This is a genomic window from Clostridium hydrogenum (assembly GCF_021432385.1).
GTDB classification, from domain to species: Bacteria; Bacillota; Clostridia; order Clostridiales; family Clostridiaceae; genus Clostridium_S; species Clostridium_S hydrogenum.
Genome location: NZ_JAEACT010000002.1, coordinates 1,524,168 through 1,536,997 on the forward strand (window position 1 = coordinate 1,524,168; position 12,830 = coordinate 1,536,997).

Below are 12,830 nucleotides of genomic sequence, written 5' to 3' on the forward strand. Positions count from 1 at the left end.
ATTTATTTAATAAAGTATTGAATTAAGATTGTTTTTGTAATAGAATAATAATTAATTAATAATTATTATCTATTAATAATTTTAATCTTCTTTTAAAAGATAAAGAATTTTAAAATTGCAAATAAATGATTAAAGATAAACCACCTTGGAACTTAAAATGGTTTATCTATGTATAGGAGTGGAAAAATTATGAATGAAGAACAAATGATTAGGATGCATACAGGTAAAGGATTTATAGCGGCTTTAGATCAAAGTGGAGGTAGTACTCCAAAAGCATTGCAGCAATATGGCATTGCAAATAGCAGCTATTCTAATGATAAGGATATGTTTGATTTGGTGCACAATATGAGAAAGCGTATTATAAAAAGTCCTGCTTTTAATTCAAAGTATATTTTGGGGGCTATATTATTTGAAGATACAATGCGCCGTACTATTGATGGAGAATATACTGCTGATTATCTTTGGAAACAAAAAAATATTGTGCCTTTTTTAAAAATAGATAAGGGCCTAGCAGAAATTCAAAATGGTGTAGAGCTTATGAAACCAATAGATAATTTGAAGGACATTTTAAAGGAGGCAGTAGAAAAAAATATTTTTGGAACTAAGATGCGTTCTGTTATTAAAGAAGCAGATCCTTATGGAATCAAAATACTAATTAATCAGCAATTTGAAGTTGCCAAAGAAATTTTTGATGCCGGGTTAATTCCAATCGTTGAACCAGAGGTAGATATCCATAGTACTTCCAAAAAAGAATCAGAAAAACTTTTGAAGCTTGAAATTTTAAAACAGTTATCAAGACTTGATGAAAAAACAAAAGTGATGCTTAAACTTTCAATACCAACAGAGGATAATTTTTATAGTGATCTAATGGAAGATTCCCATGTTGTTCGTGTTGTTGCTTTATCAGGTGGATACAGCCAAAGTGAAGCAAATAAAAAATTAGCTGAAAACTCTGGATTAATTGCTAGTTTTTCAAGGGCATTATTGCAAGACTTAACTGTGGAGCAATCTGAAGAAGAATTTAATAAAATATTAGCAAACTCAATTAATGAAATTTATGAAGCATCAATTAAATAAGTTATACCTACAGTTGTTATAAAGTATAAATTGATATAACAGCTGTAGGTATTTTTTATTGCAAAATCAGAACAAATGTTTGTATGAATCTTTCTTAGTTGGCAATAATATTTAATGAAAAACAACTAGAAAGAGATGAGTGAAATGGATAATAATAAGATTGAGAATGCAGATTTGAAGAAGAAAATGGAAACTAGCTCATGAAAAAGAAAACTCATAAAAAGATAATAATTACAAATAAGTTTATAAAACATATGGAAGTGCATAGGAATAGCTTTATAGTACCATATACAAAGCTAATAGATATTTGCAACAATGATGGAACATTTCAAAATCTTACAAAGTCTTTGGAGGCATTTGTAGTTGAATTTCCTTATAACATTGGATTTAGCGAAATGGTAGAAATAAATGGGGATGAAGAGGTGTTTTATGCAAAAAGAATTGGAAGAAGTATCTATACAAAATTTGTAGTAGGTAAACAGAACAAAGAAGTAAATAAGTGTGTAATTTGTTTGAAGCAGAATCAGGCAAATAACAAGGAATACTTTTTAATAACTATGTTTCCGGGAGAATATACGGTGAGGGAGCCAGAAGATACTACTATAAAGGATATAACTACTTTAAAGGCTACATTAAAGTTTTGGCAGAATCATGCTTTAAAATTCGACCTGGAAACAGTTGATACTTCAACTATTGTAAAGGAATGTCCTTATAAACATTCGATGTTAATAAAAATAAACCAATTGAAACTTCAAAATTAATTTGTATCAAAATGCCGTTTCCTGGGCTTATGATGCAAATTAATTTTGTTAGTTGAAATGGTTTATCTTTATTTCAAAAATTTAATAACTTCTTTAAACACAGTTTCTTTTTCACATTCTATTGTGATATTGTGTGCACATTTATTTAGAAGTATTCTTTTAACTTCTTTTGAGGAGACTTCTCTTTCGATTATGTCAATGCCTTTTTCAGCTATTGCGTTATCCTTTGTTGAATGAATTATAAGTATAGGCTTGTCAAGTTTATTTAGGTTAGTTCTTGTTGCCCTTTGAAGTTTGCTTAGTTCACAGGCAGAGGCTAAAGGGATTTTGTTGTAACCAAGCAAGTATTTGCGTTCTTCCTCGGGTCGCTCTTCTGGAGGCCATTCGGTGTATTTTATAAAGTGCTTTAAAATAGGGAGAAATACTGTGAGTTTATTTTTGTTTACTAGGGCTGGTGCCAATAATACAAGTTTGTCTACGGGATAATTTTCAGCTATGTTTAAAGCTAATACACCACCCATAGAATGACCTATTATATATATTTTACTGCAGGAAGCTATTAACTTATCATAAGCTGTTTTGACAGAATTAATCCAGTGGGTATATTTTGAGGTTTCAAATTCTTCTAGTGAGGTTCCATGACCTGCTAGCTTTACGCCTAAAACAGAGTAACCTTCAGTTTTAAGCTTTTCACCTAGTTCTCTCATTTCGGCAGGGGTGGAGCTAAAGCCGTGTATTAATAAGCAGCCTATTTCATTGCCTTTAAAAAAGAATTCTTCCTTTAAATTATTAGTTTCCATGTAAGTCATCTCCAATTTTATTTTTGGCTATATTTTAAATAAGTATTGATTTTCACGCTTACCTAAATATAGGCTTATTTTTATAAAGAAAGTGAAGTGTCATATTTTTTTATTTTGCTCACTGAGAGTATTATAGAGGCTATAACGAGCCAAAGTATTGATAGTGGGAAAAATGCCTTGTAACCTACAGTATCGAGAAGTAAACCCATTAGGTTTCCAGAGATAAATTGTGAAAAGGATACGAAGAAATTAAAAATCCCCATAAATTCTCCAAGTCTTTCGGTTGGCACTACTTCAGCAAGAATTGAATAGGAAGTAACTTGTATTGCTATAAAACCAATGCCAATAAAACACATCATTATATATAAAGCAGAAGTAGTAGTTACAAATAAACCACCCAAGAGAGAAAGTGTAAATATTAAGCTGCCAAAAAGCATGACCTTCTTTCTTTCAATTTTATCTGAAAGCACACCAAGGGGATAGGCAAAGATAGCTCCGGTCATAGTTAGTAAAAGAAGTGAAAAGCTTGCCGTACCTTCACTTATATGCAAATTATTAATGCAGTATTTTACAAAGAAAGGTGTTATGCCGCCGTAGCCCATGTATATAAAAAACATAGCAAGGAATAATTTCATGGCAGAGGGAAACTTATAAAAGTCAAAAGCTAATTTTATATTTTTCTTTTCAGTATAAATAGGCTTTTCTTTGACTAATAGAACCGTGACAATCACAGTAATTATACCTAAAAATGCAGCAACAAGGAAGGGAAGAGCATGATTTTTATTTAAAGAACTTGAACTTGACCAAAGTATAGGACCAGTTACAAATATAAAGGCACCACCAAGGACGCTTATAACCTTAGAAAAACCGTTTGCAAGACCAAGCTGATTTTCTTCTACGGTTTCAGGAATTAGTGAGTAATAGGGACCTTGATAAAAATTCAAACTAAAATAGAATATGAAAGCGATTACAAAAAGCGTTAAGTAACTTTTAGAAAATGGCATAGCGCACATAGCTATAGTTGTAGCAATAGAACCCATTATCATAAAAGGTTTTCTTCTTCCCATTTTAAAGTGGGATCTGTCACTTAACAAGCCTGAAAGGTACTGTACAAAAATTCCTGTAAATGACCCCATGGTTATTAAGAAAGCAGATTTTGAATTGCTAACATTAAAGGTAGCAACTAACATGGGAATTAAGGTCATGTTCATAGCCCAAAGTAAACCTACGCCTAAGTTTGGAAGTCCAATAATATACGGTGAAAACTTTTTATTCATTTTGCATTCCCCCATAATTTTTATTTTCAATATATTTTAAAGCCATATCTTTAACTAATTCTAATTGAGCCTTTCCTTCAAAATAATTATCACTGTCTAATATTATATTTCTTAAAATTAGTTTTTGAGAAAGGCTAATTAAAGTGTGACTTATGGTCATATAAAATTTTTCGCTTTTTATATTTGGATTTATTGAGCCGTCTTTTTTGCCTAATTCTAAGGCGTCTATCATTACCGGCATGAGTTTTAATATATTTTTTTCATATGAAGAAAGTCGTTCTTTTGCTATATTTTCCTTAACTACATAGTTATCAAAGTCCTCTATAAATCTAAAAAAGTACTTGTGATTCGTGTAAGTTTTAATAAAAATATCAAGTATTTTGCTTACTCTTTCTAGCCCACTTAGTTTATCGTAATCGTTTTCTAAAGTATCGTGAAAAATATTTATTTCCGTGTCCCAAAAGCTAATGGCCGCTTCAATGACAATTTCAGTTTTTGTTTTAAAGTATCTGTATACAGAGGCAATTCCAATTTCAGCTTTTTCAGCTATATCTGTCATTTTGGTGTTTTCAATTCCTTTTTCTATAAATACTTTAACGGCGGCAGCTACAACAAGCTTTTTCCTTTTGTCTTTTTGCTGCTCGGTTTCTTTTTTTCTTTTTTCAATAAGATCCATTTTTGCACCTCCTCATTATTCACAATGAAGTAGTTCCTTAAAAAATAGTACCTGATAGTTAAACTATCATCTTGATATATATTATATCACTTATACATATTATGGCAAGAGCGGCTATAAAATATTTCCATTTTACTAGCTAAGATACTAAGTTTACATTGAATGGCATGTATAAAATTTGATAAAAAGAAAAAATATATTTTAAAAGGGAGGCTAAAAATATGTTTATTCCTAAAAGAGTAATATTTGAAAAAAGTTCTTTAGATTATGAAATAGGTCAGAATATATATAGTAGATTTAAGGAAAATCCAAACATTGAGATAATAAACCTATCCTCAAATAAAGTAAAGCAGCATATTCCAGGTGAAAATTTATATGACTTTTATAGAGAAGGAAAAAATACCTTAGTGGTTGGAGTAAAAAAAGGCTTTAAATTTCAATCCTGTAAGCCTTCTGCTCATTATCAATTGCCACTTGTATCTGGCTGCATTGGACAATGTGAGTATTGTTACTTAAACACAAATTTAGGTGATAAGCCATATATAAAGGTTAATGTAAATGTTGAGGATATACTAAATGAAGCTCAAAAATATATAAATGAAAGGCTGCCGGAAACAACCATATTTGAGGGGTCTGCTACATCAGATCCTATACCTATTGAGCCTTATACTAATATATTAAAAAAGAGTATAGAGTTTTTTGGAAAAAGTAATAATGGAAGATTTAGGTTTGTTACAAAATTTAATGATGTAGATACACTGCTCGATGCAAAGCATAATGGTAATACGGAAGTAAGATTTACCATAAACACAGATAGAGTTATAAGCGAATACGAAAATAGAACTGCCCCTATTAATAAGAGAATAGAAGCTAGTGTAAAAGTAGCAAAAGCAGGATATAAGATAGGGTATATAATAGCACCAGTATTTTTATATGAAGGCTTTAAGGAAGATTATAAGAAAATGCTTTTAGATTTAAATTCTAAGCTTCCAAAGGATTTAGAATATCCTGTAACCTTTGAAGTTATATCACATAGGTATACGACGAGAGCAAAAAATATAATATCAGAGGTATTTCCGGAAACAACGCTTCCAATGGTAGATGAAGAGAGAAAATACAAACATGGACAGTTTGGATATGGAAAGTTTGTTTATAACAAAGAAGCCTTGCAAGACATGAAGGAATTTTTTACGCAGCAAATAGAAGAGATATTTAGTGACAAGGTCATACTTTATATAATTTGACTCATATCACTTTAAAGCAAATTTTGGTTGAAATATCCATATGTTAAGAATAAAATATTAATTGTATATTTTTTAATTGGGGGGCGAAATTTTATGATGAAAAGGATAGAAAATGCAGCACTTATAGGAATGGGGGCAGTAGGCTGTGAAGGAGTTTTTTGAAAGGGCAGGGGTATCTTATGAAATACCAGAAAATATGCTTCATTCACAGTGGTCAAAGTTTATGTTTAATGTAGGGATAAATACGGCATCTGCAGTTTTAAAAGCGGATTATGGAGTGTTTCAGAAAAGCAAAGAGGCAAGAGAGCTTATGCTGTCATTAATGCAGGAGGTTGTAAAGGTATCTCGAAAAACAGGAGTTAACCTTAATAAAGCTGATATAGAAAATTGGTGCAAAATTTTAGATAGCTGTGAGCCAAAAGGGAAAACCTCAATGTGTCAGGATATATTGGCTGGAAGAAAAACAGAGGTAGATATGTTTTCTAAAGCTGTATGTGATCTTGGAGAAAGGTACGGCATAGACACACCTGTAAACAAAACATTTTTAAATATAATAAAGGTAATTGAATGATGATGAAAAATAGCGATTGGGGCTGTCGCACAAAAATTATTTTATACACAAGTAATAAAGATTCCGAATTAAATCAATTCACAATTCACGATGCACAATTCACAATGAAGGTAGATTTTCTGTAGCAAAGCTACAGAAAATCTTAAAACTTATTTTTTTATTGCTTACGCAATAGCACCATTTATGGTGCTAAGCTAAGCTTATAATTTAAGATTTACCTGACGCAAGGAAGGCAAATCATCCTTCATTGTGCATTGTGAACTGTGAATTGTGAATTGATTAAGTTTGTTCGCATTAATTATAAGTTACGTATTAAATAAGCTTATTGCGACTGCTACATTTCTAAAAAATTAATAGAGGCATTAGCAAGCGGGCAATGAAAATTATGAACAATTAATATATACATAATTTTAAAAATCAAAAACTTTTTCTAGTTCAATAACAAGATTAGAAAATATGGATACTTTTACATTATCATTTTCAGTGTATATTTCAGGTCTTTCGTATTTATTGTTGCTTTGCAGAATGAATACACTTGTAAGTTTTGTATCTGGTTCTACTATCCAATATTCTTTAACACCTGCTTTTTCGTACATATTAAATTTTAGTAGTCTATCAATCCTAGCCGTAGCCGGTGATAGTATTTCAATAACCATATCAGGTACACCATAATATCCAGTTCCTTTTAATTTGCTTTTATCATAAACTACTAGCAAATCTGGTTGATAAACGTTAGTAATATCTCTATCCTTTTCATTTTCACAAGGCAACCTTAAATCAAATGGAGCAGCAAATACTTGACACGTTTTATCACGTAAATATTCACCAAATTGCAGCATTAATTCTCTTGATATAGATTGATGTTGCCATGATGGAGCTGCTTGCATATAAGGCTCGCCGTTAATAAGTTCCCATTTTTCTTCCTCTGGCCAAGTTAAATATTCAGCATACGTATACTTTTTATTTTCTATTGGTAAAGACATGGCAAAACACTCCTTATCTATATAATTGTCATATTATATATAATAACTTATTTTTAATATTATATCAATGAAAGGGGCATAGACATATCTAGAGCTTTTATAACTATTGTACCAAATAAATAAAATAAAAATATTAAGAGTAGAAACTAGCTAATGAAGAAGACTCGTAAAAAGATAATAATTACGAATAAGTTTATAAAACATATTAAAGCAATTAAAAATTACTATAGTAAAAGGTTACTGTAGTAATTTTTATTTTTTGATTTTTTTTAGTACAACAATACAATTTTTTGAATCTTGTAAATATTATAACATACATGGATTAAGTTCTAGTACTTGAGCTTTTTACATATATTTAGAAAAAAGCTAAATGATAAACTATTAAAAAATAGTTAGATAATCAAAAATATTAATAAAATTTAAAATAATTATTAATAATATATCAAAAAAATATTGAATATGTAATTAAATTGTGATATTATTATTAACAATAATTCAGAAAATATTAACTAGTTTGTAATTAATGAAAATTCGATTAGTTAATTAAATTTATAAATTTCGCTAGGGGGGAAAATAAACTTTTATTCAAAAAAAAATCATACTATTAATTTTTGCAATATTGCGAAATTTATAAGTGAAATTTTATTATTTTATTGGGAGGGCTTTTTATGATAAAAAAGAAAATTGCTTTAGGATTAACATTGGCAATGTCAATTGGTATTTTTTCAGGATGTGGTGCTGCTGGAAGTGGTGGTTCATCAAGTGGAGAAATAAAAATAGGGGTTGTAACTCCACTTACTGGTTCAATTTCAGCTTATGGTAAGTCAGCACGTAATGGACTTGATTTGCTTCAAAAGGAGGTCAATGACAAAGGTGGAATTAATGGTAAGAAAATAGAATTTGTTTATGGTGATGATGAAAACAAACCAGCATCTGCTGTAAATGTTGCGCAAAAGCTTATTAATGAAGATAAAGTTGTTGCAATAGTAGGACCTCTTACAAGTACTTGTGCAAATGCAGTTGCACCAATAGCACAGCAAAATAAAATACCTATGGTTACAGGAACTGGTACTAATCCTAAGATTACACAAGCTGGAGATTATATTTATAGAACATGCTTTATTGATCCTTTTCAAGGTACTGTAATTGCCAAATTTGCAAGTGGAGATTTAAAAGCTAAAACAGCAGCAATACTTTATGATAATGGAAATGATTATTCTAAAGGACTTGCAGATAATTTCCAAAAAGCATTTAAAGCAGCAGGCGGAAATATAGTTGATTCTGAAACTTATAATACAAATGATCAGGATTTTAATGCTCAGCTTACAAAAATAAAGGATAAAAATGCAGATGTATTATTTGCACCAGATTATTATTCAACAGTAGGAATGATTGCAAAACAAGCAAGAGCACAAGGAATTAAATCAACTTTCCTTGGTGGTGATGGATGGGATTCAGCGGATTTATTTAAAGTTGGTGGAGATGCCGTAAATGGTGCATACTTTACTGACCACTATTCAGCAAAAGATACTTCACCAGAAGTTACAACATTTATTGATAGCTATAAGAAAAAATACAATACTACTCCAGATTCAATGGCAGCTTTAAATTATGATGCTGGCAAAGTATTAATTGAATCAATTAAAAAAGCTGGTAAAACAGACGGAGAAAGTATAAAAAATGCACTTAAAAATTACAGTGGTACTGTAGTATCTGGTAAGATTACTTTTGATAAAGACAGAAATGCTGTTAAGGCCGCAGTAATTATAAATGTTAAAAATAATGATTTTGATTTTGTAAAGAAAATTCAACCATAGTTTATATATTACATGGCATTTTTTAAATAATGCCATGTAATAAAATTTTATACAAGATAGGAATGGGGGAAAGCAGATGGAATTTTTACAGCAAGTTATTAATGGGCTAGCACTTGGAAGTGTTTATGCGTTAATTGCAATTGGTTATACTATGGTTTATGGAATAATAGGACTTATAAATTTTGCACATGGTGATATATATATGATGGGGGCTTTTTTTGGATTCTTTGCTGCTGTAAAATTTAAACTACCATTTATACCTACCTTGCTTGTAGGCATGATAGGAGCAGCTATTTTAGGAGTAATAATTGAAAAAATTGCATATAAGCCACTAAGAAATTCTCCAAAACTTTCTTTGCTTATAACAGCCATAGGAATGTCCTTGCTTCTTGAAAATGGAAGTAGATTGGATTTTATATTTGGACCAGATTATAGAACTTATCCATCAAATTTATTACCTGAAAAAATTATACAAATAGGGTCTTTAAGAGTAGATTCACTTCATTTACTTATTATTTTGATTTCGATTATATTGGCAGTTGTGCTTCAAATAATAGTATTTAAAACTAAAGTTGGAAAAGCTATGAGAGCTACAGCTTTTGATAATGATGCAGCTGCTTTAATGGGAATAAATATTGACAATATTATATCAGTAACTTTTGCTATTGGTTCTGCACTTGCTGGTGCTGCTGGAGTATTGGTTGGTATTCTTTATTCAAGGATTGATCCTTATATGGGAATAATGCCTGGTTTAAAGGCGTTTATTGCAGCAGTACTTGGTGGTATTGGAGTAATTCCTGGGGCAGTAATTGGAGGCATAATAATGGGACTTGCAGAGACGTTTACAAAGGTATATATATCATCTAAGCTTTCAGATGCTATAGCTTTTGCAATATTAATTGTAATTTTACTTATAAAACCTTCAGGTATCTTAGGTAAAAAACCAAATGTGAAAGTGTAGGTGAATATTATGTTTAAAAATAGTTTGAAAAAATTTGGAATTTTTATTGCGGCTTCAATAGTTATTTTTGTAATACTTTCTTTTGTTATTAATCAAAATATAATTGATCAATATGGAACAAGAATAATTATATTGATTTGTATTAATGTAATTTTAGCATTGAGTGTAAATTTAATATTAGGTTTTACTGGACAGTTTACTATAGGGCATTCGGCATTTATGGCAATAGGTGCATATGCATCAGCAATGTTAACAATAAAGCTTAATTTACCTTTTATTATTGCACTTCTTGGCGGTGGAATAATTGCTGGATTAATAGGTTTTATAATAGGTGTACCAACCTTAAAGTTAAAAGGAGATTATTTGGCTATTACAACATTAGGTTTTTGCCAAATAGTAGTTGTTATAATTCAAAATATTCCTCAGATTGGTGGAGCACAAGGACTTACAGGAATTCCACCAAAAACTACATTTGCATGGACATTCTTTGCAATGATTATAACAATACTTGTAATTTATAATATAGTTCATTCGTCACAAGGTAGAGCTATGATTTCTGTCCGTGAAGATGAAATTGCAGCTGAAGCTATGGGAATTAACACAACAAAATATAAAATAATGGCCTTTGTTATTGGTTCATTTATTGCAGGAGTTGCAGGTGGGCTTTATTCTCACTATATGATGTATATTGAACCTACAACTTTTAATTTCCTTAAATCAGTTGACTTCATTACCTATGTAGTTTTAGGAGGCATTGGAAGTATACCAGGCTGTATTGTTTCAACTGCTGTACTTACTTATCTTCCAGAAGGTCTTAGAGGTTTTGGAGATTTAAGAATGGTTATTTATCCAATACTTTTAATAGTTATAATGATTTTAAATGCAAAAGGTATGTCACCATCTAAATTATTGAAGAGAAAGACTAGAGGAGGGGATAAAAATGCCACTGCTTAATGCTAAAAATCTTACTATGCGCTTTGGTGGTCTTGTGGCGGTTTCAGATTTCTCTCTTGAAATTGGGGAACATGAGCTAATTGGACTTATAGGACCTAACGGTGCAGGTAAAACAACTATATTTAATATGCTTACAGGCGTTCGTAACCCAACAGAAGGAAAAATTGAATTTGCAGGAGAAGATATTACTAATATAAAGCCTTATGAAATAACAAAAAAGAGAATGGCAAGAACCTTTCAAAATATAAGACTTTTTAAGGAAATATCCGTGCTTGATAATGTTAAAATATCTTTTAATTTTCGTGTGAAATATAATATAGCTGATTCAATTTTAAGATTGCCTAGATTTTTTAAAGAAGAAGAAGAAATAGAAAAGAAGGCATTAGATTTACTTAAGATTTTTAAGCTTGATGGTAAAAAGGATGAATTAGCAGCAAACCTTCCATATGGTGAACAAAGAAGGCTTGAGATAGTAAGGGCACTTGCAGCTAGTCCGAAACTACTTTTATTAGATGAGCCGGCAGCTGGAATGAATCCTCAGGAAACGCAGGAACTTGCTGAACTTATAAAGTGGATAAAAGATGAATTTAAAATTTCAATACTTCTTATAGAACATGATATGAAGCTTGTTATGAGCTTATGTGAAAGAATTGTTGTTTTAGATTATGGTAAAAAAATTGCAGAAGGTGTTCCAGCAGAAATAAAAACTAACAAACAAGTTATAGAGGCATACTTGGGAGAGGAGGACACTAATGCTTAAAATTAAAGATTTAAATGTATATTATGGTGCAATTCATGCTCTCAAAAATATTAACATTGAAGTAAATGAGGGAGAAATAGTTACACTTATTGGCTCAAATGGTGCGGGAAAGACATCTACACTTAGAGCTATATCGGGCTTGGTGCCTATAAAATCTGGAGAAATTAGTTTTGAGGATAAGATTATAAGTAATCTTCCAAGCTATAAAATGCCGCATTTAGGAATATCACATGTTCCAGAAGGAAGAAGGGTTTTTGCCCCTTTAACTGTAATGGAAAATCTTGAACTTGGAGCATATATAAGAAAAGATAAGGCTAGTATTGCAAAGGATTATGAAAAGGTATTTGAAAAATTTCCTAGATTAAAAGAAAGGGCTAAGCAAGTGGCAGGTACTTTAAGTGGTGGTGAGCAGCAGATGCTTGCTATGGGTAGAGCACTTATGATTAACCCTAAAATATTACTTTTGGATGAACCATCTATGGGACTTGCACCTTTAGTTGTAAAAGATATTTTTGAGATAATCAAAGAAATAAACAAAGCTGGAACTACCGTTTTACTTGTAGAGCAAAATGCACGTATGGCTCTTTCTATTGCAGATAAAGCATATGTAATTGAAACAGGTAATATAGTAAATGAAGGAAATGCAAAAGAACTTTTAAATAGTGATGTCATTAAAAAAGCATATTTGGGAGAGTAAAAATATTGCTAAGTAAGAGCATTCTGGAACATTAAATAACATCAATAAATCTAAGAGGAATATTCTCAAAATCCTAAGAACTTTCAATAACTCACTAAGGTTCAAACAGATTGAAAGTTCTAAGTCTTTTAAGAATATTCCTCTAAGATTTATAAGATATTATTTAAATTGTTCCAAAACGCTCTTACTTAGCAATTACAGTGGTTTAAGGAAAAAATTCCTCCGTACCTACGGAATTTTGATAATGTGGCA

At 30.7% G+C, this 12,830-nt stretch carries 13 protein-coding genes; 9 read left to right on the forward strand and 4 right to left on the reverse strand.

Annotation, left to right across the window (positions count from 1 at the left end; translation table 11 throughout):
* Positions 1–189 precede the first annotated feature (189 nt).
* Positions 190–1,077, forward strand: a complete 888-nt coding sequence (locus tag CUEA01_RS06770) for a fructose bisphosphate aldolase (protein ID WP_234120441.1) — start codon at positions 190–192, stop codon at positions 1,075–1,077.
* 200 nt (positions 1,078–1,277) lie between these two features.
* The gene (locus CUEA01_RS06775) at positions 1,278–1,838 is read left to right on the forward strand and encodes a hypothetical protein (RefSeq protein WP_234120443.1); all 561 of its coding nucleotides are present in this window, start codon (positions 1,278–1,280) and stop codon (positions 1,836–1,838) included.
* 68 nt (positions 1,839–1,906) lie between these two features.
* Here CUEA01_RS06775 and CUEA01_RS06780 read toward each other — a convergent pair whose 3' ends face one another.
* The 3 genes from CUEA01_RS06780 to CUEA01_RS06790 form a co-directional block, all read right to left on the reverse strand.
* Positions 1,907–2,638, reverse strand: a complete 732-nt coding sequence (locus CUEA01_RS06780; protein ID WP_234120445.1) for an alpha/beta hydrolase — start codon at positions 2,636–2,638, stop codon at positions 1,907–1,909.
* Between the two features lie 80 nt (positions 2,639–2,718).
* Entirely contained in the window at positions 2,719–3,915 is a 1,197-nt protein-coding gene (locus CUEA01_RS06785) for an MFS transporter (protein WP_234120447.1), read from the reverse strand.
* Positions 3,908–4,591: a TetR/AcrR family transcriptional regulator gene (locus tag CUEA01_RS06790; RefSeq protein WP_234120455.1), complete on the reverse strand. Its 684-nt coding sequence runs from the start codon at positions 4,589–4,591 to the stop codon at positions 3,908–3,910. The genes CUEA01_RS06785 and CUEA01_RS06790 overlap by 8 nt, the downstream gene beginning before the upstream one ends.
* 221 nt (positions 4,592–4,812) lie before the next feature.
* On the opposite strand from CUEA01_RS06790, the gene splB reads away from it, so the two are divergent.
* Complete coding sequence (gene splB, locus CUEA01_RS06795) at positions 4,813–5,835, forward strand: spore photoproduct lyase (RefSeq protein ID WP_234120457.1); 1,023 nt, start codon at positions 4,813–4,815, stop codon at positions 5,833–5,835.
* A gap of 145 nt (positions 5,836–5,980) precedes the next feature.
* Entirely contained in the window at positions 5,981–6,406 is a 426-nt protein-coding gene (locus tag CUEA01_RS06800; RefSeq protein ID WP_234120459.1) for a ketopantoate reductase family protein, read from the forward strand.
* A 410-nt stretch (positions 6,407–6,816) separates the two neighbouring features.
* Here CUEA01_RS06800 and CUEA01_RS06805 read toward each other — a convergent pair whose 3' ends face one another.
* Positions 6,817–7,389: a Uma2 family endonuclease gene (locus CUEA01_RS06805; RefSeq protein WP_234120461.1), complete on the reverse strand. Its 573-nt coding sequence runs from the start codon at positions 7,387–7,389 to the stop codon at positions 6,817–6,819.
* A 668-nt stretch (positions 7,390–8,057) separates the two neighbouring features.
* Here CUEA01_RS06805 and CUEA01_RS06810 point away from each other — a divergent pair.
* The 5 genes from CUEA01_RS06810 to CUEA01_RS06830 all read left to right on the forward strand — a co-directional run bounded on the left by CUEA01_RS06810 (position 8,058) and on the right by CUEA01_RS06830 (position 12,578).
* Positions 8,058–9,206: an ABC transporter substrate-binding protein gene (locus CUEA01_RS06810; protein WP_234120469.1), complete on the forward strand. Its 1,149-nt coding sequence runs from the start codon at positions 8,058–8,060 to the stop codon at positions 9,204–9,206.
* 76 nt (positions 9,207–9,282) lie between these two features.
* Positions 9,283–10,167, forward strand: a complete 885-nt coding sequence (locus CUEA01_RS06815; RefSeq protein WP_234120471.1) for a branched-chain amino acid ABC transporter permease — start codon at positions 9,283–9,285, stop codon at positions 10,165–10,167.
* Between the two features lie 9 nt (positions 10,168–10,176).
* A complete protein-coding gene (locus tag CUEA01_RS06820; RefSeq protein ID WP_234120477.1) occupies positions 10,177–11,121 on the forward strand; it encodes a branched-chain amino acid ABC transporter permease in 945 nt (314 codons plus the stop codon).
* Positions 11,108–11,881, forward strand: a complete 774-nt coding sequence (locus CUEA01_RS06825) for an ABC transporter ATP-binding protein (RefSeq protein WP_234120478.1) — start codon at positions 11,108–11,110, stop codon at positions 11,879–11,881. Before CUEA01_RS06820 ends, CUEA01_RS06825 begins: the two co-directional genes overlap by 14 nt.
* Positions 11,874–12,578 carry an ABC transporter ATP-binding protein gene (locus CUEA01_RS06830; protein WP_234120480.1) on the forward strand — a complete coding sequence of 235 codons (705 nt, stop codon included), beginning with the start codon at positions 11,874–11,876 and terminating at the stop codon, positions 12,576–12,578. Before CUEA01_RS06825 ends, CUEA01_RS06830 begins: the two co-directional genes overlap by 8 nt.
* The last annotated feature ends 252 nt before the right edge of the window (positions 12,579–12,830 follow it).

Excerpts from the sequence above, each read along its gene's own strand:
- CUEA01_RS06770 (WP_234120441.1), top strand. The coding sequence starts at position 190 with ATGAATGAAGAACAAATGATTAGGATGCATACAGGTAAAGGATTTATA.
- CUEA01_RS06775 (WP_234120443.1), top strand. The coding sequence starts at position 1,278 with ATGAAAAAGAAAACTCATAAAAAGATAATAATTACAAATAAGTTTATA.
- CUEA01_RS06780 (WP_234120445.1), bottom strand. The coding sequence starts at position 2,638 with ATGGAAACTAATAATTTAAAGGAAGAATTCTTTTTTAAAGGCAATGAA.
- CUEA01_RS06785 (WP_234120447.1), bottom strand. The coding sequence starts at position 3,915 with ATGAATAAAAAGTTTTCACCGTATATTATTGGACTTCCAAACTTAGGC.
- CUEA01_RS06790 (WP_234120455.1), bottom strand. The coding sequence starts at position 4,591 with ATGGATCTTATTGAAAAAAGAAAAAAAGAAACCGAGCAGCAAAAAGAC.
- splB (WP_234120457.1), top strand. The coding sequence starts at position 4,813 with ATGTTTATTCCTAAAAGAGTAATATTTGAAAAAAGTTCTTTAGATTAT.
- CUEA01_RS06805 (WP_234120461.1), bottom strand. The coding sequence starts at position 7,389 with ATGTCTTTACCAATAGAAAATAAAAAGTATACGTATGCTGAATATTTA.
- CUEA01_RS06810 (WP_234120469.1), top strand. The coding sequence starts at position 8,058 with ATGATAAAAAAGAAAATTGCTTTAGGATTAACATTGGCAATGTCAATT.
- CUEA01_RS06815 (WP_234120471.1), top strand. The coding sequence starts at position 9,283 with ATGGAATTTTTACAGCAAGTTATTAATGGGCTAGCACTTGGAAGTGTT.
- CUEA01_RS06820 (WP_234120477.1), top strand. The coding sequence starts at position 10,177 with ATGTTTAAAAATAGTTTGAAAAAATTTGGAATTTTTATTGCGGCTTCA.
- CUEA01_RS06825 (WP_234120478.1), top strand. The coding sequence starts at position 11,108 with ATGCCACTGCTTAATGCTAAAAATCTTACTATGCGCTTTGGTGGTCTT.
- CUEA01_RS06830 (WP_234120480.1), top strand. The coding sequence starts at position 11,874 with ATGCTTAAAATTAAAGATTTAAATGTATATTATGGTGCAATTCATGCT.